Genomic DNA, 21,846 nt, shown 5'->3' with positions numbered 1-21,846 from the left:
AGGTGGATGCGATGGCATTGTGGCGATCGACTGTAATTGTCAGTGCAATGACGATGTTATCTCGAGTGTTGGGCTTAGTACGTGATGTCGTGCTACTCAATGTGTTTGGTGCAGGTAAGGATTTCGATACCTTCGTTGTCGCCTTTCGTATTCCCAACTTTTTCAGGCGCTTATTTGCAGAAGGGGCATTTTCTCAAGCCTTTATTCCTGTCCTGACAGAATATAAAACCAGTCGTGCCCATGCCGAAGTCCAGATTTTAATTAGTCGGGTGTTTGGCTGTTTGCTTACAGCCATGTCCTTATTGACCTTTGTTGCTATGGTGGCAGCACCTGCGATTATTTATTTATATGCACCTGGTTTCCATAATGACCCAGAGAAATTTGATCTCGCTGTCGATATGTTCCGTCTGACTATTCCATATCTGATGTTTATGTCATTGACGGCTTTTGCCAGCAGTATCTTAAACAGCTATGGCTCATTTGCTTCACCTGCTTTTTCTCCTGTATTACTCAATGTGGCGATGATTGCAGGGGCGTGGTGGTTAACGCCGTATATGGCAGAGCCAATCATGGCTTTGGGCTGGGCTGTGGTTGCTGCGGGTGTTTTACAGCTGGCGATTCAGATCCCTGAATTATGGAAAAAGAACCTACTGATTCCACCGAAAGTAGACTTCAAACATGAAGGTGTGGATCGTATTTTAAAACTGATGCTGCCTGCTTTGTTTGGGGTATCAGTGACTCAGATTAACTTATTGCTCAATACAATCTGGGCATCATTTATGCAAGATGGTTCAGTCTCATGGTTATACAGTGCGGAGCGTATGACTGAGTTGCCATTGGGATTGATTGGTGTGGCGATTGGTACGGTGATTTTACCTTCACTTTCTGCACGTCATGCAGAGCAAGATCAGGCCAAATTTAGAGGCATGATTGATTGGGCTGCGAAGATTATTATGCTGGTCGGTATTCCTGCGAGTATTGCATTATTTATGCTATCGACACCAATTATTCAGGCCTTGTTCCAGCGCGGTGAATTTACCGTGGAAGATACGCGAATGACAGCATTGGCGCTTCAATGTATGAGTGCAGGGGTCATATCATTCATGTTGATTAAAGTCTTCGCACCAGGTTTTTATGCGCAGCAAGATACCAAAACGCCTGTCCGTGTAGGTTTAATGGCCGTCGCAGCCAATGCGATTCTAAACCTAATCTTTATTGGTTTATTTAAATTGATCGACTGGCATGCCGAGCATATGGCACTCGCATTAGCATCTTCTGGTTCTGCTTTGGTCAATGCGGGAATGCTGTATTTCTATCTGCATAAACGTAATATTTATCGTTTTGGGACGCATTGGAAGAAACTTGCATTACAATATGCGGTTGCCAATATCACTATGATTACAGCACTTTGGTACGGTTTAACATGGTATCAAGGCGAGATTTCACAATGGCTACGTATTGCTGAAGTGGCTGGTTTATGTGTGCTTGGTGTGGTGGCTTATGTAGTTGGATTGTTGGTGACAGGCTTTAGACCAAGACATTTGAAGGCTTAAAAACTGAGTAGGAAGGAATATTTGAATTAATGACTAGAAATGCAGCAATAGACATATTAAAGCTTTGTCTGTCCTTCTTAGTTGTAATGCTACATTGTAGTTTATTCAAAGATATAAACACTTCTTTATACTACTTAACGGTGAATGGTTTATTTCGGATAGCTGTTCCATTATTTCTTATAATTACAGGTTATTATTTCTTTTATATAGATGATTTTAAAAAACTAATTCATTGGGGTCGGAGAATTCTGATCCTCTATTTGATTTGGATGTTATTTTATATATCATTTTGGTTCTCGTCTTCATCACTATTAGCAAATATTAAAAGTCTATTCTGGGGCTATTTTGTACTTTGGTATCTGATAGGAACTTTCTTTGGTGGATTATTGGTCTACCTGATTCGAAATCGTTCGTGGGCTTTTCAGTTAGGTTCTGCATTGTTGTGTTTTTTTATAGGATACATTATACAAACCTCTGGAAATTTACATTCATTTCCTAAAGAATTGGACAGTTTTCTGAATAATTCTAGAAATTATCGAAATTTTTTTATGATGTGTTTTCCATTTATGATGATTGGTTTTGGGATTAATAAGTATAAGTTAGATCGAAAAATTAATATTAATTTATATATGATATTATTTTTAATGTTGTTGTTGTTGATTGAATCTTTTGTTAATTATTACTTTGTAAATAATAAAGAGGCTCTTGATTTACTGATAATGTTATTGCTGGTTTCCCCAGCAATCTTAATTTTTACATTAAATAAAAAGGTTTATAATCAAAGCAAGAACCTTGCTGCACTTTCAACAGCAGTCTATCTGATTCACCCCATAGTAATGTACGAATTGGCCAAGACAATAGAAAGTAACAGCACTATAATATATACAATTATAGTGCTGTTACTTTCTATTTTTTTAGGTTATTTACTGACGATCTTAAATAAAAAATTGAAATATTTACTTTAGTGAACTTCAAGTAATTCAATATCAAAAATCAACGTACTATTAGGCCCAATCGCATCACCCGAACCGACATCACCATAGGCTAGATTTGCTGGAATAAAGAAACGTGTTTTACCACCTTCCTTCATGGTTTGAACACCTTCGGTCCAACCCGAAATTACTTGACTCAGTTTAAATTCAAGCGGATGGTTACGTGCAATTGAACTATCAAACACGGTGCCATCAAGTAGACGACCTTCATAATTGACTTTAACTGTAGAGGTCACTTTGGGAGACTTGCCTTGACCTTGTTGTAGCACTTGATACTGTAAGCCAGATTTTGTAGTGACAATATCAGCCTTCTTCGCGTTTTCGGCTAAAAAAGCCTTACCTACATGATCATTTTTTTGTGCTTGTTCTTGGAACTCAATCAGTTGCTTGGCTTCTAGGCGTTTTTTATATTGATTTAGAACGTTGGTCATTTCTTCATCGGTTAATGATGCCGTTTTACCTTGTACAGCTTCTTGTAAACCTTGTGCAAAGGTTTCAATATTCAAATCTTTTAAGGTTTCGGCATTACCTCTGCCCATGAAATAACCGTAACTATAACCGAGTTGATCTTTTTGTGGACTTTTTAGTGTAATGGGTGCTGCTTGAACCGTTCCGATGGTTAAAGCAATTAAAATGAGACCTAATCTTTTCATTCTTTTTTCCAAAAAATAAAGGAGAGCATAGGCTCTCCTTAAGATCATTTACTTAACAGCGATTAATTCTACATCAAAAATTAATGTGCTATTTGGTGGGATCGAACCAGGGACACCTTGTTCACCATAACCTAAGTTTGCAGGAATATAAAAAGTCGCTTTGCCGCCTTCTTTCATCAGTTGTAAGCCTTCAGTCCAACCAGGAATCACTTGATTCAGTGGGAATTCAATTGGCTCACCGCGGTCATAGGAACTGTCAAAAACTTTACCATCAGTAAGTTGGCCTTTGTAATGAACTTTCACAACAGATGTAGCAGCAGGTTGTTTACCTGTGCCTTCTTTAGTGATTTTATATTGCAAGCCTGAAGCGGTTGTTTTCACACCTTCTTTTTTCGCGTTTTCTGCTAAAAAGCTGTTGTTGGTTGCTTCAGTTTTTTTTGTTTCAGTGATTTGTTTTTGTTGTTGCTCTTTTTGGAACTCAACATAAGCTGCCTGTAACTCTTCTTCTGTATAGGCAGCAGGTTTTTGTGCATGTGCATCACGGAAGCCTGTGATAAATGCGCTGGTTTCTAATTCGGGTGGTGTTTGTTTTGCAACTTCATAACCTAATGCATAACTGATTTTTGCCACGGGTGCTGCATTTTTGTCAGCTTTGGCACCAAGCTCAGTTGTTGGGTTTTTAGTGGCGTAGTAAATTGGAACGAGCGCTGCGCCACCTAAAACGGCTGCGACAACGAAAGGTAAAGCTTTACTCATGAGATGTACCAAAGCGAAATTTTAATAAACAATATGGGGTTGATCTTAGCATGTATAGGCTAATACATTGAATAATTAACAGCAAAAATGCGTGTGTTTTTTATAAGATTTATGTTTTTAACAATAAAAAGCCAGATCTAATAATCTGGCTTTTTATTCATCAATATGAAGCGTGTTTAATCATCTTTATGGGCTTTATAGGCATATGAATAATTATATCCATAACCGTATCCAGCGCTTGTACGTTGAATATCGTTCAAAATAAATCCATTAACTTTTACATTAGCTTGCTCAAAACGATTCAAACTCAGTTCAAGTTCTTTCATTTGTGATTTAGCATAACGAGCAATGATTAAATTTACACCCGCGTATTGAGAAATAATAATACCATCAGTGACTGCCAAGATCGGTGGAGTATCAATAATGATGTGATCGTATTGTTGACTCAGTTGTTCCAATAATGATTTAAATTGTTCTGAGCCAAGCATTTCAGACGGATTGGTTGGGTTTTTGCCTCGCGTAATCACACTTAAACCAGCGATATCAGTTTGATGGATCACTTGATTTAAGTCAGCTTGATGGCTTAAATATTCCGATAAACCAGGCTTGATCTCTACATTAAAATATTTATGTAGATAACCACGACGCATATCGGCATCGATGATGAGTACTTTTTTACTACTTTGGGCAAAAATAGTAGCTAAGTTGGTCGAGATAAATGATTTACCGACTTCTGGTGAAGGGCCTGCGATCATGATGATATTGTTCTTGGCATTTGCCAAAGCGAAATGAATCGCGGTTCGAATACTACGTAAGCTTTCTACAGCAATATCATCATTGTGTTTAACAGCAAGAATAGGAATAGATTTCTTCTTTTTCAAGATACTAATACGTGTTTCTTGCACAGGTGAACGCGGCACAGTTGCATAGACAGGAAGATCGAATTCATTTTCAATTTGTGTTGAATCTTTTACACCTGTACGTAACATATTACGTAACAAAGCAATCAAAGTGCCCAAGAAGCCACCTAAGAAAATTGAAAGAATAAGAATCTGCAATTTCTTTGGTTTTATTGGTTTTACAGGTTCAACGGCAGTGTCAACAATACGGACATTACCAATTTCACCTGCTTTGGCGATACGGAGTTGTTGATAAGAGTTTAGTAAAGCCGTGTAGAGTTGAGTTTTAACTTCAACTTCACGATAAAGTTGTAAGTATTGACGTTGAATATCAGGCAGTTGCTTTAAGGTATTGTTTAATTGAGAGATCTGTTTGTTTAATGCTGTGATTTGAGCATTAATTTCACGCATTGCTGGATGTTCAGCAGTATATTTGGCTGCAAAATCAGCTTGTTGTTGTTGTAACTCAATCTTTTTGGTTTCTAATGTTATACTTTGGGTCAGATACAATTCAGACTCTTTGGTTACATCGACTGTATTGAATTGCTGGCGAAACTTATTGAATACGCGTTCTGCATCATCTAATTGTTTCTTTAGTTCTGGTAATTGTTCATCCAGAAACTTTAAAGTCTGAGCTGATTCAGCTGAACGACGCTCGATGTTTTGTGCGCTATAAGTGGCCAAAATTGCATTTAAAACTTTGGTAATATGTTCTTTATCTTGTCCTTGATAAGTTAAGCCTAAAACACCTGTGAGTTTTCCTTGCTCTGCTACACTATAATTTGAACTGATATTATTTACAGAGCTAGGTGTAGATAAATTTTTAATATGATAAGTTGCGCCCAATTGATCTTTTGTAAAAATTCCAACCTTCCAAGTTCCTTTATGACCTTTAATCTGGTTTAATTGATTTAATGGGGCAGTTAAGACAACTTCTTCTGTTACAGGATCTGTTAAACGTACAGACTGTTGGTCAAAATTAAGCAATAAGTTTTTGTCTAAATAAAATGCTGGTACTTCAAGTTGGCGAATTTCAAAGCTTTTCGGACCATCGTTAAAGATAATTGAATTTTTTGTGTAATTGGTTTTATAGTCACTGCCATTTAATAAACGTTTCAGAAGTGTATTTTCAGCACTAGATACTTGTATATTCAGATGTAAATCTTTAATAACCGACCCTAAAACCAAACGAGACTTTAAAATTTCGATCTCAGCTTGAGCTGGTGATTTTTGCTCAATCATATTTGATAAATCACCTAAAAGGGCAGCAGAAGCCCCTTTACTATCTTCAACTTGTACTAAAGCATCAACGGAATAGGTATCTGGAGTTACACGCAGATAGAGTAAAGCAAAGACTAAGCTCAGAATAATACACAATGCAATGAGCTTCCATTGTGCAATTAAAGCAAAGAAAAGCTCTTTTAGGTCAATTGTATCTTCAATATTGGTATTTTGGCTCATAATCTTAATCTAAAAAAGTTAAATATAGTTTTTCCAATCAGCAACACACTGTTGAATTAGCAGACAGGTATCATCAAAAAAAGTTTGATCATGTTGGTAGGGATCAGGTACATTTTTGTTTTGCCAATGGCCCAGACGAAATACTTTACCTTTTGCAAAAGGCCAACTTTGCTCAATATGCTTTTGCTGATTATTGCTCATCACTAAAATCAAATCTGCCTTTTTCAGGTGATCTGCTCTGAGTTTCTGTGCAACATGCGCACTCATATCAATATTTAAACGTTGCATACATAACTGGGCTTTAGCATCAGCAGCATGTCCAATCAGCCCAGAAATACCAGCAGATTCAATTTGAAAATCTGGATGTTGTTGTTTTAGTAAATACTCCGCCATCGGGCTACGGCAAATATTTCCAACGCAAACAACTAAAATAGTTTTAATATCCATTTAAATTATTGCCCTAAACGATCAAAGTTATATAGAGCACTAGAGAATGGAATAATTTGGTTGATAACACGTTGCCAACGAGTTAAGCCTGTTGCATCAACATACACGATATCATTACTACGCAGTCGAAATTGATTGGCAAGCCCAAAATCGCCCAGACTCATTAAATTTAGATGATACAGTTCGGTATGCCGATTATTGGGGTTAGTTCTTAAAACATAAATACGACTAGCACTGGCAGACAAAGGATTGAGCCCTAAACTTTCACCTAAGGCATCACTCAAGGTCATACCTTGATCGCGCATAGGTAAGGCCTGATTTTTACCTGATTCGCCCATTACGTAAATTTTCTGATTTTCTTTGGTACTTACATAAATAGTATCGTTAGGTTGTACTAAGAGTTTGTGTAAAGAGTATCCTGATTTCTCTAAGTCTATCGTGTTGAGGTCATATGTCATACCATTACGAATAAGCTGGATAAATGTATTATCACCTTTGTCTGTAACGCCGCCTGCCATACCTAGAGCCGTATAGATGCTAATGGGTTGATCATTGAGGAAGAACTGACCACCTTTCATTACACTTCCCTGAACAGAATAGCGTTGTCCTTGGTATGAGAGTACACGCACAATCACATCAGGGTTTTTTAAGTAATGAGCAAATTGGCTGCGTAAATCTGTATTTAGTTGAGCTAAGGTCTTCCCTGCAGCTTTATATCGCCCGACTAATGGTATTTGTATAAAACCGTTATAATCGATTGGGTAGCCATTCGCTTGTATGGATTGATCATTGGTCAGATTGTTTACAGGAGGGGTGATTTCAGGATAAGCCCAAAGTTGAATAGAGAGTACATCACCAGAACTCAAACGATATGCCTGTTGTTGTTGTTTAAAAAGCGTTGCGTAATTGTTTCGATAGTCTATTTGAGCAGGTTGAATTGCTGGCAAGTTATCTTGAGTAATTTGCATAACATTGACATTGGTTCCCTGATCTGTTTTGTAAACACCTTCGGTTGGAATATCATATGTTTGTAAGCCAGAAGTAACAGCACAGCCTGTAGCACTAATACTAATTGCAAGAATGGAAAAAAGTTGATAATGCTTCACAATCGACCCTTGAATAGTTATACCTGTTGTCACACAACAACATATCTTTGGACTTAGAATTGGGCTAATTCTAGCTGAAAAAGATCAAAAAAGCATAGAAGAATCATTTCGGTTTGTATGTTTAGTTTATCTGAATAATATGGAAACAAGTATTGGAAAGAATATAGTGAAATACTTTAGATGAAAGCTAGGTTGTATAGTGATGTTCAATCATACAAATCAAGTTTGAGTAAATTCAAACATCGAGGTTTCTATTTTTAAATTTACTCAATAAAGAAGTTATCCTAACGCTTGAGTGTATGAAATAAGTTAAAGAATTTTGCTTTGACGCAGTGCAATGGTAAAAATTATTAACAATAAAATCATGTTTGATTAGTGCTAGCAAAAGATCAATAGTGCTTATTTTTCTATTAGTTTGTGAGTTTATTGATTTATTCATGTTGTGATAGTGGTTCTTTGAAACTATATAATATGGATATGGTGTGAATTTGTTTGCTGGAATTAAGTGTTATAGAGCCTAGAATGTTTAAAATCATAAATAGAAATGTAAATATAGAGGGTGCGTTGAATGCAAAAGGTTCTATTGGTATTTGGTACTCGGCCAGAGGCGATAAAAATGGCTCCTTTGGCCTTAAACCTACAACAGCTTAAGCAAGATTTTGAGACAAAAGTCTGTGTGACAGGTCAACATCGTCAAATGTTGGATCAAGTGCTGAGTTTATTTGGGTTAACACCTGATTTTGATTTGAATTTAATGAAACCAGGGCAAACTTTGTCTGATATTACCTCAGGGGTACTCAAAGGTTTAGAGCAGTTATTTGAAACTTGGGTGCCAGATGTTGTTTTAGTGCATGGTGATACTGCCACAACTTTTGCCGCTTCATTGGCCGCGTATTATCACAAGATAAAAGTAGGTCATGTCGAAGCTGGCCTTAGGACAGGGGATTTGTATTCTCCTTGGCCAGAAGAAGCTAACAGAAAATTAACAGGCGTACTTACGAATTATCACTTCGCACCTACACAATCATCGTATGAAAATTTAATTAAAGAAAATGTGAATCCTGTAAATATTGTCATTACAGGAAATACCGTGATTGATGCTTTGTTACAAGTAAAGCAAAAGGTTGAGCAAGACCAGTCGCTGGTCGATGAATTTCAACAACAGTTTTCATTCCTAGATGCGGATAAGAAACTGATATTGGTTACAGGGCACCGTCGTGAGAATTTTGGTCAGGGCTTTTTAAATATTTGTCAGGCATTAGGTAATTTAGCTAAAAAATATCCTGATATCCAAATAGTTTACCCTGTGCATTTAAATCCGAATGTACAACGGCCTGTCAATGAGTTGTTAGCGGATATAGACAATATTCATCTGATATCGCCACAAGATTATTTGCCTTTTGTCTATTTAATGAATCGTAGTTACCTAATTCTAACCGACTCTGGTGGAATTCAAGAAGAAGCACCATCTTTGGGTAAGCCCGTTTTAGTGATGCGAGATACCACTGAGAGACCTGAGGCAGTTCGTGCTGGGACGGTACGTTTAGTTGGAACAGATGCAGGAACTATCGAACGTTCAGTAACAGAGTTGCTTGAAAATCCAACTATTTATGCAGAGATGGCTGAGGCGCATAATCCTTATGGGGATGGTCAAGCATGTCAACTTATTATTCAGTTTTTGCTCAAGAATACTGATGGGAGGGGGTAGCTCTCCGAGTTTTTACATAGGAAGGATCTTTCTTACAAACTTCATTGATAAGTTTCAGTAAACACATTCATACAATTGGAATGCGGCATTTGTAAAAAATTTGCTATAGTACGCCCTGAGATTAATGCGGTTAATTAATTTTAAAGAATCTGGTATAAGTTTTGTACAGACAGATATACACTTTAATACAAGGGAAAAGGCTGATTGTGATGCAACTTGCCGAATTGAAAATAGCAATTATTGGTTTAGGGTATGTAGGTCTGCCATTGGCAGTTGAGTTTGGTAAAAAAACTCCTGTGGTAGGATTTGATATTCACCAAAAACGTATAGATGAATTGAAACGTGGTCAGGACCATACTTTAGAAGTTTCACCAGAAGAACTGATTCAAGCAAAGCAATTGAGCTATAGTGCAGACCTAGAAGACTTAAAAAGCTGTAATTTTTTTATTGTAACTGTGCCTACTCCTGTGGATCAGGTTAATCGCCCAGATTTAACTCCACTTAAAAAAGCAAGCGAAACTCTAGGGAAAGTGATTAAAAAAGGCGATATCATTGTATATGAATCGACTGTTTATCCTGGTGCGACAGAAGAAGTATGTATTCCCGTATTAGAACAAGTGTCGGGATTGAAATTTAACCAAGACTTCTTCGCAGGGTATAGTCCTGAGCGAATTAACCCAGGTGATAAAGTCAATACGCTTACAAAAATCAAGAAAATTACCAGTGGCAGTACGCCGGAAGTAGCTGAAGTCGTAGATCAAGTGTATGCGAGTATTATTACGGCAGGGACACATAAAGCATCTAGTATTAAAGTCGCGGAAGCTGCAAAAGTAATTGAAAATACTCAACGTGATTTAAATATTGCCTTAGTAAATGAATTGTCAGTAATTTTTGATCGTATTGGTATTGATACTGTTGACGTGCTCGAAGCTGCAGGCAGCAAGTGGAATTTCTTACCTTTTCGTCCAGGATTAGTCGGAGGGCATTGTATTGGCGTTGACCCTTATTACTTAACGCATAAAGCTGAAGAAGTTGGTTATCATCCACAAGTGATTCTGGCCGGTCGCCGTATTAATGACAATATGGCTCGCTACGTTGCTCGAAATACGATTAAGCTAATGCTTCAAAATGGTATTGATGTTCCTCGTTCAAAAGTAGGCATTCTTGGGGTGACCTTTAAGGAAAATTGTCCTGATATTCGTAATAGTAAGGTTGCTGATTTAATTAAAGAGTTCGAAGCATGGGGTGCACAGGTTGTTGTGACGGATCCATGGGCTGATGCAAAAGAAGTGAAAGATGAATATGGCGTAGAACTAGGTCAAGTTAATGCTGAACACCTCGTTGATGCGCTTGTTGTGGCTGTTGGGCATAATGAATTCCGTTCGCTAGCGGCAAATGAATTACGTAGTTATGTACAGAGTGAAAAACCAGTATTAGCTGATGTGAAAAGTCTTTTTGACCGTAACCAAATGTCTGATGCTGGATTTACAGTTTTCCGTCTCTAATTTTAATTATACATTGAAGTTCTAATTATGAAAAAATTTGCCCTTATTGGTGCTGCAGGTTATATCGCACCACGCCACCTTAAAGCGATCAAAGAAACTGGTAATACTTTAGCTGTTGCCATGGATGTAAATGACTCCGTAGGAATTATGGACAGTCATTTCCCAGAAGCGGAATTCTTTACTGAGTTTGAAGAATTTGAAGCCTACGTAGAAGACCAAAAATTAAAAGGTGAAAAGCTAGATTATGTTGCGATCTGCTCACCCAACTATCTACATGCCCCTCACATGAAATATGCGTTGAAAAATGGTATTGAAGTCATTTGTGAAAAACCATTGGTACTGAATTCAGAAGATCTAAATATGCTTTCAGAATATGAAAAGCAATATGGTGCCAAGGTAAACTCGATTTTACAATTACGTTTACACCCGTCTATTATCGCATTGCGCGATAAAGTTCAAGCTGCGCCAGCAGATAAAGTATTTGATGTTGATCTTACTTATTTAACTTCCCGCGGTAAATGGTATTTAAAATCATGGAAAGGCGTGGACAACAAATCTGGCGGTGTAGCAACTAATATTGGTGTGCATTTCTACGACATGTTGCATTTTATTTTTGGAAAAATTGTTAAAAATGAAGTGCATTTCCGTGATGAAAAAACCTCTTCTGGTTATTTGGAATATGAACGCGCGCGTGTACGCTGGTTCTTGTCGATTGATGCAAATAACCTTCCAGATAATGCGGTACAAGGTGAAAAACTGACTTATCGCAGTATTACCATTGAAAATGAAGAACTTGAATTTTCAGGCGGGTTTACCGATTTGCATACGCAAAGCTATCAACGTGTCTTGGAAGGTAAAGGTTACGGTGTTGAAGAAAACCGTGCTGCGATTGAAACCGTTGAAGTGATTCGCGTTTCACCAATTGTTGAAAACCCAGTAAATCCGCATCCATTATTGGCAAAGGTGAAAAAAGCATGAGCTTTTATCAACATGAAACGGCCATAGTTGATGATGGTGCACAAATTGGTGATGATTCCCGTGTTTGGCATTTTGTTCATGTCTGTGGTGGTGCCAAAATCGGTAAAGGTGTGTCTTTAGGCCAAAACGTATTTGTGGGTAACCGCGTTGTCATTGGCGACCACTGTAAAGTCCAGAACAACGTATCGGTTTACGATAATGTCGTTTTGGAAGAAGGTGTATTTTGTGGGCCAAGCATGGTCTTTACCAATGTATATAACCCACGTTCGCTAATTGAGCGAAAAGACCAATATCGTGACACGTTGGTGAAAAAGGGTGCCACATTAGGCGCAAACTGTACCATTGTCTGTGGTGTGACTATTGGAGCATATGCTTTTGTTGGGGCAGGTGCGGTTGTAAATAAAGACATACCTGCATATGCACTGATGGTCGGTGTACCTGCAAAACAAATCGGTTGGATGAGTGAGTTTGGGGAACAGCTAGATCTTCCTTTGCACGGGCAGGCACAAGTGACCTGTTCGCACACAGGAGCAGTTTATCAACTTGATGGAACGACACTGACAAAGCAAGGTTAATATGATTGACTTTATTGATTTAAAAGCGCAGCAACATCGAATTAAAGATAAAATTGATGCAGGTATTCAAAATGTATTGACACATGGTCAGTATATTCTTGGGCCAGAAGTCACTGAGCTAGAAGAAAAGTTAGCTGCTTATGTTGGGGCGAAGCACTGTATTACGTGTGCCAATGGCACAGATGCATTGCAAATTGCACAAATGGCATTTGGTATAGGACCAGGTGATGAAGTGATCACACCTGGTTTTACTTATATTGCAACAGCCGAAACAGTGGCATTATTAGGCGCAAAGCCAGTCTATATAGATGTAAATCCTAAAACTTATAATTTAGATGCTGAGAAATTAGAGGCGGCAATTACACCTCGAACCAAGGCCATTATCCCAGTGAGTTTGTATGGTCAATGTGCTGATTTTGATGCCATCAATGCGATTGCTGCAAAGTATGGTATTCCAGTGATTGAGGACGCCGCACAAAGCTTTGGGGCAACTTATAAGGGGCGTAAAAGCTGTAACTTAAGCACAGTTGCATGTACTAGCTTCTTCCCTAGTAAGCCATTGGGTTGTTATGGCGATGGCGGTGCTATTTTTACTAACGATGATGAGTTGGCGAAAGTGATTCGTCAGATTGCGCGTCATGGTCAGGACAAGCGTTATCACCATATACGTGTGGGTGTGAATAGCCGTTTAGATACCATTCAAGCTGCCATTTTGTTACCAAAACTAGAAATTTTGGATGATGAAATGCAAGCACGCCAAAAAGTTGCTGACGTCTATAACCAGTTATTTAATCAGGCTGGTATCCAGACAACGCCATACCTTGAGTCACATAATACCAGTGCATGGGCGCAATATACGATTCAGGTCGATAATCGTGCAGAAGTCCAAGACCAGTTAAAAGCCCAAGGTATTCCAACAGCTGTGCATTATCCTATTCCTTTAAATAAACAACCTGCGGTGGCAGATGCAAGTGTGCTGTTGCCTGTTGGTGATACGATTGCTGAAAGAGTGATGAGTTTGCCAATGCATCCTTACTTAACAGTTGAGGATCAAGAGAAAATTGTTGCTGCATATGCAAAATAAACATATTTTACTGATGCCATCTTGGTACCCAGAAGACGCAGAAGATATTCGAGGATGTTTTTTTAGAGAGCAGGCTTTAGCACTTCTCAACGTTGGTATTCAGGTTGGTGTCGTCACAGTAGAATTAAGATCTTTAAGACGTTGGCGAACGTTGTTTGATAGATCCCATGGTATCTTTTATGAAAATGACCATGGGATAAATACATTACGATTTAAGACAATGTATTGGTTTCCCCGAATGCCTCGTCTTATTAATAGACTGAGTTTATTTGGAGGGATTAAAGCATTTGAGTTATACATACAGAAGTATGGAAAGCCTGATTTAATACATGTTCATTCTTGCCTTCATATGGGTGCAGTCGCACTATATATTAAGAAGAAATATGGTATACCCTATATTGTTACTGAGCATAGTAGTGGGTATATAAGGAATTTGTACACTGGATATGAAATTAATTGTACAGAAAATATTCTTAAACAAAGCAACAAGCTAGTTGCTATTTCTCAGATAATGGGTAGTTTTTTTCGTCAAAAATTTACTACTCAAAAACATTGGGAGATAATTCCTAACATTGTTAATGCTATTTTTTTTGAACGATCATTGTATAAAAGATCAAACAATGAGTCTTTTAAATTTATTAATGTTGCATTTATGAATAAGAACAAAATGCAAATTAATATTATTAAAGCAGTAGAGTCCCTATATAACCAAGGGATTCAAGATATTGAATTGATTATTGTTGGAGATGGATCCGAAAAGAAAAATTTAGAAGAATATATTAAACAAAACAATATTCCGAATATTAAACTTTTAGGCCTACAGAATAGAGAGTTTATTGCAGATATTATGGTTCAATGTGACTGTTTTGTTTTGTCGAGTGAGGTTGAAACATTTGGTGTCGTTGTGATTGAAGCTTTAGCGAGTGGGTTACCTGTTGTTGCGACACGTTGTGGAGGGCCAGAAGATATTGTGAATCCAACAAATGGATTATTAGTTGAAAAGAACAATGTTGAAGAGTTAGCTAGTGCAATGAAAAAAATAAAAGAATCCGATGGTGTGAAATATAATAATTTAGCGATTCGAAACGCTTGTTATGAAAACTATAGTGAATCTGCTGTAGTAAATAAACTGATGACGATATATAACCAAGTAAAGTAATAAGTATGACAGCTGTCCGGAGAAAAATCCTTGAATATAGTATTGGTCCGTTAGGAGCGGCACTAATCTCTCTTGCTACGATCCCACTTATTGCATGGTTTTATACAGTGCACGATGTTGCACGATATACAATATTTCAAGCAGTGATAGTTTTATATACCTTGGTATTTTGTTTTGGTCTAGATCAAGCATATATCAGAGAGTATTTTGACACAAATAATAAGTCATTATTACTTAAAAATATAATATATGGTGTTTTATTCCCATCATTAGGTGGTGGGCTGCTTCTTTTTTTAATTTTTGGAAAATTTATTTCTGTTTTTTTGTATGATCAATACTCATTTACTTTGTTGCTGCTTACTTTCTTTTCATGTTTCTTTAGCCTACTTATTAAAATCCTTAGTTCAATTCAAAGGGTCAAAGACCAAGCATTATTGTTTTCCTTAAGTCAATTTTTCCCAAAAATAATTTTCTTGATACTTGTGGTATTATTTACTTTTTTCACAAAAATTAGTTTTGAAAATATAATTTGGGCTCAGTTTTTATCAGTTTTTTTTGTTCTGTTGTATTTTTTATGGATAAATAAAAAAGATATTTTTTCAGCTTTTAAAACGTCATTAAATTTTTTAGATATAAAGAAATATTATCTATTTGGCTTTCCTTTAATATTGACTGGTGTGGTTATTTGGGGGTTGAAGCTAGCTGATAGATTTTATTTAAAAACTTTTTCAGATTTGGAGCAGTTGGGGATATATTCTATGGCAATTAGTGTTGCTAGTGGAGTGATTATATTCTCTAGTATATTTAATACAATATGGGCCCCTCTTGTTTATAAGTGGGCTGGAGAAACTAATGTTAAAAGTGATTTTATTGTAGAAAAAGTTGAGAGTATCTCGATTAAGGCCTCACTTGCCATCTGTGTAATAATTTTTATTTTAATATTTTTTTCTAAATTAATAATATTTTTTCTTCCTGCAACATATTCTAATATTTATATTATTATTCCTTTATGTGCATTGGCTCCTTTACTGTATACCTTATCTGAGATTACAGGAATAGGAATAAATCTGATGAAAAAAACTAAATATACTTTAATTAGCTGCTTTGCCGCTATTTTGGTACATATTGTTCTAAGTTTTATGCTAATTCCTAAGTTTGGAGCTGTAGGGGCTTCTGTTGCTGGTGGATTGGCATTTTATATGTTTTTTCTGATGCGAACTTTATTTTCTAATCTTTTGTGGGTGAAAACTAATTTTTTCATTACACACATTCTTACAGTTTTAAGTGTTGTTATTGCTTGCTTTCCTGTTTTATTTTGGTGGATGAAATTGTGAAAATGGAATTTTGGATAATGTCTTTAGTACTAGTTTTAAAAAGGTGAGGTCATTATGAACACAACTAAGACTTTACAGAAAGGAATAGTATTTGGCCTATTGTCATCACTTGTTCTACCTTTTTTTAATTTTTTTGGGTTCGGTCTTTATTTAACCACTATAATTTCAATTTTTCTATTCTTATTTGTTTTTTTATATAAAATAAAAATTGATAAATTTTCTATTATTATATTTTTAATATGTTTTTTGGTATTTTTAAGCACTTTGCATGCTGGTGCTTTTGGTTTGTCTTCCGATGATTATAGAAATTATATTGAAGTAGTAAAATATTTTCAATTTCTTCCATATTTAATCCTGTTTAATAGTATAAACAAAAAAGGTATGGATAAGGTAATTATTGATTTTATAGAATATTCAGTTTTCTTGTATTTGTTAGTATTTTTATTACAACTAATTAATCCTGCAAATATTGGATATCTTATCTCAGCTTTTTATTTGGGAGATGGGAGTTCTCATTTGGTTGGTGTCGAATCAGGACAAAGGCCGCCAATCACAGGTTCTAATCCAAACTCTGGTGCAGTAATAGGTTCATTTTTCTTATTCTTTTATGTTACGCAGATTTTAAAAAAGATCACACCTCTAAATCTTGCTATTTCAGGTTTACTTCTCCTTTCTATTGTAATGACTCAGAGTAGGACTACATTAGCCGGGTTAGCAGTTTGTATAGTTGTTTTTGTTTTGCTTTCAAAAGGCAATTTTAAGTTTAAAATATCACTTGTTTTCTCTATTCCAATAATAGGCTTTTTTATTTATACCTATTTAAATCTTGATTACATTAAATATGGAATTCAGTATTTATCTGAAGGGAATAATGATAGTGTTAATGTGAGACTGGATACTTTTCAGATAGCTAAGCAAGCTTTTTTAAAGTCTCCCTGGTTCGGGACTGGGCCCTCAAAAGATGAGTTTGGTTCAATCTTAGATTCCGAGTATGTATTGATTTTTATGAGGTATGGATTGTTAGGCTGCTTAGTCTTTACTATTTTTATAATAAGCTTGTTATGGAGCGGATTTAGAAATATCAATAGAGATCCAGGTTTGATATTGTTTTTATATACAATTTTAACATTGGTAGTGATGTTAACTAATAATGCTTATAGTGGATATCAGCTTATGTCTATAACTATTCTTCTTATTATTTGGTTAAGAGTAGATGCGGAGAAAAAATAATATGTTGAAAATTGCTCATCTTACTTCAGCTCACCCAAGATTTGATACCCGAATCTTTGTTAAACAATGTATTTCTTTAGCAAAAAAATACCAAGTCTATCTTATTGTTGCAGATGGAATGGGTGATGAAAGAAACCAATCTGTAGATATCATTGATATTGGAAAGTTTATAGGGCGTAAAAATAGAATATTAAATGCACCAAAGGCTATACTTGATAAAGCACTAGAAATTAATGCTGATGTTTATCACTTACATGATCCAGAATTAATACCGATTGGTATAAAATTAAAAAAACATGGGAAAAAAGTAATCTTTGATGCGCATGAGGATTTGCCTAATCAAATTATGTCTAAGCATTATTTGAATAGTGTTACCAAAAAAATACTGTCATTTCTTGTAAAACATTATGAAAAGTTTACATGCGCGAAATTTGATGGAATTGTAGCTGCTACACCTTATATTCGTGAAAAATTCTTAAAAATTAATCCTAATACTTTAGATATCAATAATTACCCTAAATTGGAAGAATTTGAAAGTATTGGTAAAAAATCAAATCAAAATAATCAAGTTTGTTATGTGGGGGGGCTTGCAGATGTACGTGGTATTGTTGAAATGGTCAATGCAATAGGGCTAGTGGAAAAGAAATGCCTGTTGAAAATAGCAGGGGACTTTGCAGACAATAGCCTCGAGCAAAAAGTAAAGCAGCTTGATGGATGGAAGAAAGTCGATTTTTTAGGATATGTTAATAGAGATGAGATTCGAGATACTTTAGCATCATCTATAGCGGGTTTAGTTGTATTACATCCTACACAAAGCTATTTAGACTCCTTGCCTGTAAAAATGTTTGAATATATGTGTGCTGGTATTCCTGTGATTGCATCAGATTTTCCATTATGGCGTTCTATTGTGGATGAGGCTGGCTGTGGACTTTGTGTGGATCCTTTAAATTCATCAGAAATTGCCAAAGCAATTGATTATTTTTTGTGTAACTCTTCATCTGCTGCTGAAATGGGGAAAAATGGACAGACAGCTGTTTTGGAAAGATATAATTGGAATATTGAGGAAAATAAGCTATTTGGGCTCTATAGCAACTTAGAATAATTGATTGTTGGAACGATTTATTATCAATTACAGAGAATGATTATTGGGTTTAAAGCTCATGGAGTATTTGAATAGTTGTTGTGACAAGTTATGAGAATTTTCGTCTGGAAGTTTTTTCATGACACCTAGTTAATTTTAATTGTATGAAAAGTTTTAGCTAAACAGCTAGTTATTTTATAAATTGGATGGATTAAGTTATGTGTGGTATTTTTGGTGTAATTTCTCAGCAGGCCGTTCCTAAACAGCAGCTTAAAACTCTAGTAAAGCATTCTCGGCAACGTGGACGTGACTCAAGTGGATTAGTATATTTTAAAGACAATCAATATTATATTAATCGAGCAGATTATGATGTTATAAAGCTTTTATCTAAAGTAAAGCCATATCAAGCTAATATAGTCCTTGGGCATAGCAGATTAATTACAAATGGTTTAAGTGATAATCAACCAGTTATACGTGATAATATTTGTGCGATTCATAATGGAATCATTGTGAATGATGAGGAAATATGGGGAAAATTGGATGTAGATCGTAAATACAAAATTGATTCAGAAGTGATTGTTGCAATAGCTGAGCAAACTTTAAAAAATAATGAACCCGTTGAAAAAATTTCTGAAAAAATATTAGGTGCATGTAAAGGTGTAGTTGCTTGTGCACTACTTATTGCTGATCTTGGTAAGCTAGTATTATTTTCTAACAATGGGAGTTTATATATAGCATATGATGGTGAAAATATTTTCTTCGCTTCAGAAAGATATGCTTTAGAACAAATATCAGCAAAAAATATTAGTCAAATTAAAGATGAAGCTATAATTCTAGATATACCAATCCATAATACCAAAAAATTTAATGTAGTAGATGAAAAGCAGCGCGAAGAAAACTTAATCCCAGAATTCGTATTTGATATTAAAGAAAAGTCTTTATTAAAATATGAGTTATTAGACTTAAAAAGATGTTCGCGTTGTATTTTGCCAGAAACCATGCCATTTATCCGATTTGATGATAAAGGCGTATGTAATTATTGCCATAGTTATAAACTAAGAAATAACCCAAAGCCGAAAGAAGAATTATTTGAATTAGTAAAACCTTATCGCAGGGCTGGTAAAGAATTGGACTGTATTGTGCCTTTTTCTGGAGGACGAGATAGTTGCTATGGGCTACATTTAATTGTAAATGAGCTTAAAATGAAACCAGTGACCTATACATATGATTGGGGAATGGTAACAGATCTAGGGCGAAGAAATATTAGCCGCATGTGCGCACAACTAGGTGTTGAGAATATTATTGTTGCAGCAGATATTTCTAAAAAGCGAGAAAATATTCGGAAAAACCTAAAAGCATGGCTTCGTTCGCCGCATTTAGGAATGATGGCAATGCTTACAGCAGGTGATAAGCATTTTTTCCGTTATGTAGAAGATGTTAAAAAACAGACAGGTATTAATTTGAATCTGTGGGGAGTTAACCCTTTAGAAGTTACTTATTTTAAAACTGGATTTTTAGATATTCCACCAGATTTTGAAGAAAAGAGAGTTTATAGTCACGGCATGAACGCACAGATGGTTTACCATAGTAAGCGTTTTAAAGCAATGTTAGACAGCCCTAGTTACTTCAATACTTCTCTCTGGGATACTCTTTCTGGAGAATACTTCCGTAGTTTTACAGAGAAAAAAGACTATTATCATCTTTTTGATTACTGGCGTTGGGATGAAAATATTGTTGATGATACGCTTTTAAATGAGTATCACTGGGAAAAGGCTGTAGATACTTCAACAACATGGCGTATTGGTGATGGAACGGCGGCATTTTATAATTATGTTTATTATACCGTGGCTGGATTTACTGAGCATGATACTTTTAGAAGTAATCAAATTAGAGAAGGTCAAGTAACTCGTGAGGAAGCATTGGCATTAGTTATGAATGAAAACCAACCACGATATGAAAATATCCGTTGGTATCTAGATACTTTAAATATGAATTTTGAAGAAGTTATTAATATTGTAAATAATATTCCTAAAATATATCAGGAAGATTAATGATGAATATTTGGTGTATATCTAAATATGCGAGCCCTGCAAAATATAGCAAAATGCCTGCAAGGTTATTTTATTTGTGTCAGGAATGGATAAAAAGTGGACATAATGTAACGTTGTTTACATCTGATGCTAATCATTTAGCAGAATTTCCTGAAACAACGGATATTTACAATAAAGAAATTATTGATACTGTTCCCGTATATTGGCTTAAAACCAAGAAATACAAAAAAACAACCTCATTAGGACGCATATTAAGTTGGTTTGACTTTGAGCGTTTACTGTTTTGTTTTAAGAGGAGTTCAGTTGAAAAACCAGATGTTGTTATTGTCTCATCTCTATCAATTTTAAGTATTCTTTATGGATTCTTTTTGAAAGTAAAATACAAAGCTTTTTTGGTGTTTGAAATTAGAGATATTTGGCCCTTAACAATGACGGAGGAAGCTGGATTTTCAAAATGGCACCCTCTGGTCTTATTTATAGGACTTGTTGAGAAATTTGGCTATAAGGTCTCAGATTTGATTGTGGGAACAATGCCAAGATTAGATTTGCATGTTGAAAATATTTTAGGCCATAAACATTTTAATTTTCATTGTGCTCCGTTGGGATTCCATCCAGAAAATTATAATGTCACTTTCAATGATATAGAGAACCCATTCTCTAAAATTATTCCTTCAGATAAAGTTGTTGTTGGCTATGCAGGCAGTATGGGAATTACTAATTCTTTAGAGCCTTTTATTAGTGTAATCAAAGACTTGAAGTGTTTTTCAAATATCCACTTCATAATGGTTGGAAGTGGTGATTTACGGGCCAAATTCGAAACGGATTTGCTTGAATGTGATAATGTTACATTTTTGCCAAGAATTCAGCAGAATGAGGTAAAATTCCTTTTGGAAAAATGTGACATTTTATATTTGTCGACCCAGCATTCCAAAGTTTGGAATTATGGTCAATCTATGAATAAAGTTGTTGAGTATATGCTTGCTGCAAAACCTATTGTTGCTTCTTATACGGGTTACCCGACTATGATTAACGAAGCTAGTTGTGGTGTATTTGTATCTCCAAAAGAAGGAGAGCATGTGGAAGTTGGGATAAAAGATGCACTACTGTCTATTGCTCAAATGACGCCAGATGCTCGAAACGAGATGGGGAGCAGAGGGCGGGATTGGGTTTATAAAAATCGTAGTTATAAACTATTAGCTGAACAATATTTGTCTAAAATTGAAAGCTTGATGCCATCTTTTGATAGAAGAAAGTAAATTGAGTATTCCTATAGT

The 21,846-nt window shown here is 35.7% G+C and carries 18 protein-coding genes; 13 read left to right on the top strand and 5 right to left on the bottom strand.

From position 1 onward, the window contains the following. Positions 1-2 precede the first annotated feature (2 nt). Positions 3-1,553, top strand: a complete 1,551-nt coding sequence (murJ, locus tag NDN11_RS17765) for a murein biosynthesis integral membrane protein MurJ (RefSeq protein ID WP_251110370.1) — start codon at positions 3-5, stop codon at positions 1,551-1,553. Between the two features lie 29 nt (positions 1,554-1,582). Next, complete coding sequence (locus tag NDN11_RS17760; RefSeq protein ID WP_251110369.1) at positions 1,583-2,518, top strand: acyltransferase family protein; 936 nt, start codon at positions 1,583-1,585, stop codon at positions 2,516-2,518. Here NDN11_RS17760 and bamJ (NDN11_RS17755) read toward each other — a convergent pair. The 5 genes from bamJ (NDN11_RS17755) to NDN11_RS17735 all read right to left on the bottom strand — a co-directional run bounded on the left by bamJ (NDN11_RS17755) (position 2,515) and on the right by NDN11_RS17735 (position 7,867). Next, a complete protein-coding gene (bamJ, locus tag NDN11_RS17755) occupies positions 2,515-3,198 on the bottom strand; it encodes a BamJ family beta-barrel-assembly machinery protein (RefSeq protein ID WP_251110368.1) in 684 nt (227 codons plus the stop codon). The two genes, NDN11_RS17760 and bamJ (NDN11_RS17755), sit on opposite strands and share 4 nt — an antisense overlap. A 48-nt stretch (positions 3,199-3,246) precedes the next feature. Next, positions 3,247-3,954, bottom strand: a complete 708-nt coding sequence (bamJ, locus tag NDN11_RS17750) for a BamJ family beta-barrel-assembly machinery protein (protein WP_251110367.1) — start codon at positions 3,952-3,954, stop codon at positions 3,247-3,249. Between the two features lie 176 nt (positions 3,955-4,130). Then, a complete protein-coding gene (locus NDN11_RS17745; protein ID WP_251110366.1) occupies positions 4,131-6,314 on the bottom strand; it encodes a polysaccharide biosynthesis tyrosine autokinase in 2,184 nt (727 codons plus the stop codon). 18 nt (positions 6,315-6,332) lie between these two features. Further along, positions 6,333-6,761 carry a low molecular weight protein-tyrosine-phosphatase gene (locus tag NDN11_RS17740; RefSeq protein WP_251110365.1) on the bottom strand — a complete coding sequence of 143 codons (429 nt, stop codon included), beginning with the start codon at positions 6,759-6,761 and terminating at the stop codon, positions 6,333-6,335. Positions 6,762-6,766: 5 nt separating this feature from the next. Further along, positions 6,767-7,867, bottom strand: coding sequence for a polysaccharide biosynthesis/export family protein (locus tag NDN11_RS17735; protein ID WP_251111569.1), 1,101 nt, complete (start codon positions 7,865-7,867; stop codon positions 6,767-6,769). A gap of 568 nt (positions 7,868-8,435) precedes the next feature. On the opposite strand from NDN11_RS17735, the gene wecB reads away from it, so the two are divergent. The 11 genes from wecB (at position 8,436) to NDN11_RS17680 (ending at position 21,828) form a co-directional block, all read left to right on the top strand. Continuing rightward, entirely contained in the window at positions 8,436-9,575 is a 1,140-nt protein-coding gene (gene wecB / locus NDN11_RS17730) for a non-hydrolyzing UDP-N-acetylglucosamine 2-epimerase (RefSeq protein WP_251110364.1), read from the top strand. Between the two features lie 209 nt (positions 9,576-9,784). Then, a complete protein-coding gene (tviB, locus tag NDN11_RS17725; protein ID WP_251110363.1) occupies positions 9,785-11,080 on the top strand; it encodes a Vi polysaccharide biosynthesis UDP-N-acetylglucosamine C-6 dehydrogenase TviB in 1,296 nt (431 codons plus the stop codon). Positions 11,081-11,107: 27 nt separating this feature from the next. Next, positions 11,108-12,058 (top strand): Gfo/Idh/MocA family protein, encoded by a 951-nt coding sequence (locus NDN11_RS17720; protein WP_251110362.1) that lies wholly within the window; start codon positions 11,108-11,110, stop codon positions 12,056-12,058. Then, positions 12,055-12,633 (top strand): UDP-2-acetamido-3-amino-2,3-dideoxy-D-glucuronate N-acetyltransferase, encoded by a 579-nt coding sequence (gene wbpD / locus NDN11_RS17715; RefSeq protein WP_005209808.1) that lies wholly within the window; start codon positions 12,055-12,057, stop codon positions 12,631-12,633. The genes NDN11_RS17720 and wbpD overlap by 4 nt, the downstream gene beginning before the upstream one ends. A gap of 1 nt (position 12,634) precedes the next feature. Next, complete coding sequence (locus NDN11_RS17710; protein ID WP_251110361.1) at positions 12,635-13,717, top strand: DegT/DnrJ/EryC1/StrS family aminotransferase; 1,083 nt, start codon at positions 12,635-12,637, stop codon at positions 13,715-13,717. Continuing rightward, on the top strand, positions 13,707-14,876 hold the full coding sequence (locus NDN11_RS17705) for a glycosyltransferase (RefSeq protein WP_285292129.1): 1,170 nt from the start codon (positions 13,707-13,709) through the stop codon (positions 14,874-14,876). Before NDN11_RS17710 ends, NDN11_RS17705 begins: the two co-directional genes overlap by 11 nt. Before the next feature lie 5 nt (positions 14,877-14,881). Beyond that, positions 14,882-16,210: an oligosaccharide flippase family protein gene (locus NDN11_RS17700; protein ID WP_251110360.1), complete on the top strand. Its 1,329-nt coding sequence runs from the start codon at positions 14,882-14,884 to the stop codon at positions 16,208-16,210. A gap of 54 nt (positions 16,211-16,264) precedes the next feature. After that, complete coding sequence (locus NDN11_RS17695) at positions 16,265-17,440, top strand: O-antigen ligase family protein (protein WP_251110359.1); 1,176 nt, start codon at positions 16,265-16,267, stop codon at positions 17,438-17,440. A 1-nt stretch (position 17,441) separates the two neighbouring features. Beyond that, on the top strand, positions 17,442-18,542 hold the full coding sequence (locus NDN11_RS17690; RefSeq protein ID WP_251110358.1) for a glycosyltransferase family 4 protein: 1,101 nt from the start codon (positions 17,442-17,444) through the stop codon (positions 18,540-18,542). A 197-nt stretch (positions 18,543-18,739) separates the two neighbouring features. Then, positions 18,740-20,572, top strand: a complete 1,833-nt coding sequence (locus tag NDN11_RS17685; RefSeq protein ID WP_251110357.1) for a hypothetical protein — start codon at positions 18,740-18,742, stop codon at positions 20,570-20,572. Next, entirely contained in the window at positions 20,572-21,828 is a 1,257-nt protein-coding gene (locus NDN11_RS17680; protein ID WP_251110356.1) for a glycosyltransferase family 4 protein, read from the top strand. Before NDN11_RS17685 ends, NDN11_RS17680 begins: the two co-directional genes overlap by 1 nt. Positions 21,829-21,846: the final 18 nt, after the last annotated feature.

Source organism: Acinetobacter sp. C26M, assembly GCF_023702675.1.
Classification (GTDB): Bacteria; Pseudomonadota; Gammaproteobacteria; order Pseudomonadales; family Moraxellaceae; genus Acinetobacter.
This window is presented reverse-complemented; position numbering and strand designations above follow the sequence as displayed.

Coding starts and splice junctions, on each gene's coding strand:
- NDN11_RS17745 (WP_251110366.1), bottom strand. CDS start 6,314: ATGAGCCAAAATACCAATATTGAAGATACAATTGACCTAAAAGAGCTT.
- NDN11_RS17705 (WP_285292129.1), top strand. CDS start 13,707: ATGCAAAATAAACATATTTTACTGATGCCATCTTGGTACCCAGAAGAC.
- NDN11_RS17685 (WP_251110357.1), top strand. CDS start 18,740: ATGTGTGGTATTTTTGGTGTAATTTCTCAGCAGGCCGTTCCTAAACAG.
- NDN11_RS17690 (WP_251110358.1), top strand. CDS start 17,442: ATGTTGAAAATTGCTCATCTTACTTCAGCTCACCCAAGATTTGATACC.
- NDN11_RS17710 (WP_251110361.1), top strand. CDS start 12,635: ATGATTGACTTTATTGATTTAAAAGCGCAGCAACATCGAATTAAAGAT.
- bamJ (WP_251110367.1), bottom strand. CDS start 3,954: ATGAGTAAAGCTTTACCTTTCGTTGTCGCAGCCGTTTTAGGTGGCGCA.
- bamJ (WP_251110368.1), bottom strand. CDS start 3,198: ATGAAAAGATTAGGTCTCATTTTAATTGCTTTAACCATCGGAACGGTT.
- NDN11_RS17700 (WP_251110360.1), top strand. CDS start 14,882: ATGACAGCTGTCCGGAGAAAAATCCTTGAATATAGTATTGGTCCGTTA.
- NDN11_RS17695 (WP_251110359.1), top strand. CDS start 16,265: ATGAACACAACTAAGACTTTACAGAAAGGAATAGTATTTGGCCTATTG.
- NDN11_RS17680 (WP_251110356.1), top strand. CDS start 20,572: ATGATGAATATTTGGTGTATATCTAAATATGCGAGCCCTGCAAAATAT.
- NDN11_RS17760 (WP_251110369.1), top strand. CDS start 1,583: ATGACTAGAAATGCAGCAATAGACATATTAAAGCTTTGTCTGTCCTTC.
- NDN11_RS17720 (WP_251110362.1), top strand. CDS start 11,108: ATGAAAAAATTTGCCCTTATTGGTGCTGCAGGTTATATCGCACCACGC.
- NDN11_RS17740 (WP_251110365.1), bottom strand. CDS start 6,761: ATGGATATTAAAACTATTTTAGTTGTTTGCGTTGGAAATATTTGCCGT.
- tviB (WP_251110363.1), top strand. CDS start 9,785: ATGCAACTTGCCGAATTGAAAATAGCAATTATTGGTTTAGGGTATGTA.
- wecB (WP_251110364.1), top strand. CDS start 8,436: ATGCAAAAGGTTCTATTGGTATTTGGTACTCGGCCAGAGGCGATAAAA.
- wbpD (WP_005209808.1), top strand. CDS start 12,055: ATGAGCTTTTATCAACATGAAACGGCCATAGTTGATGATGGTGCACAA.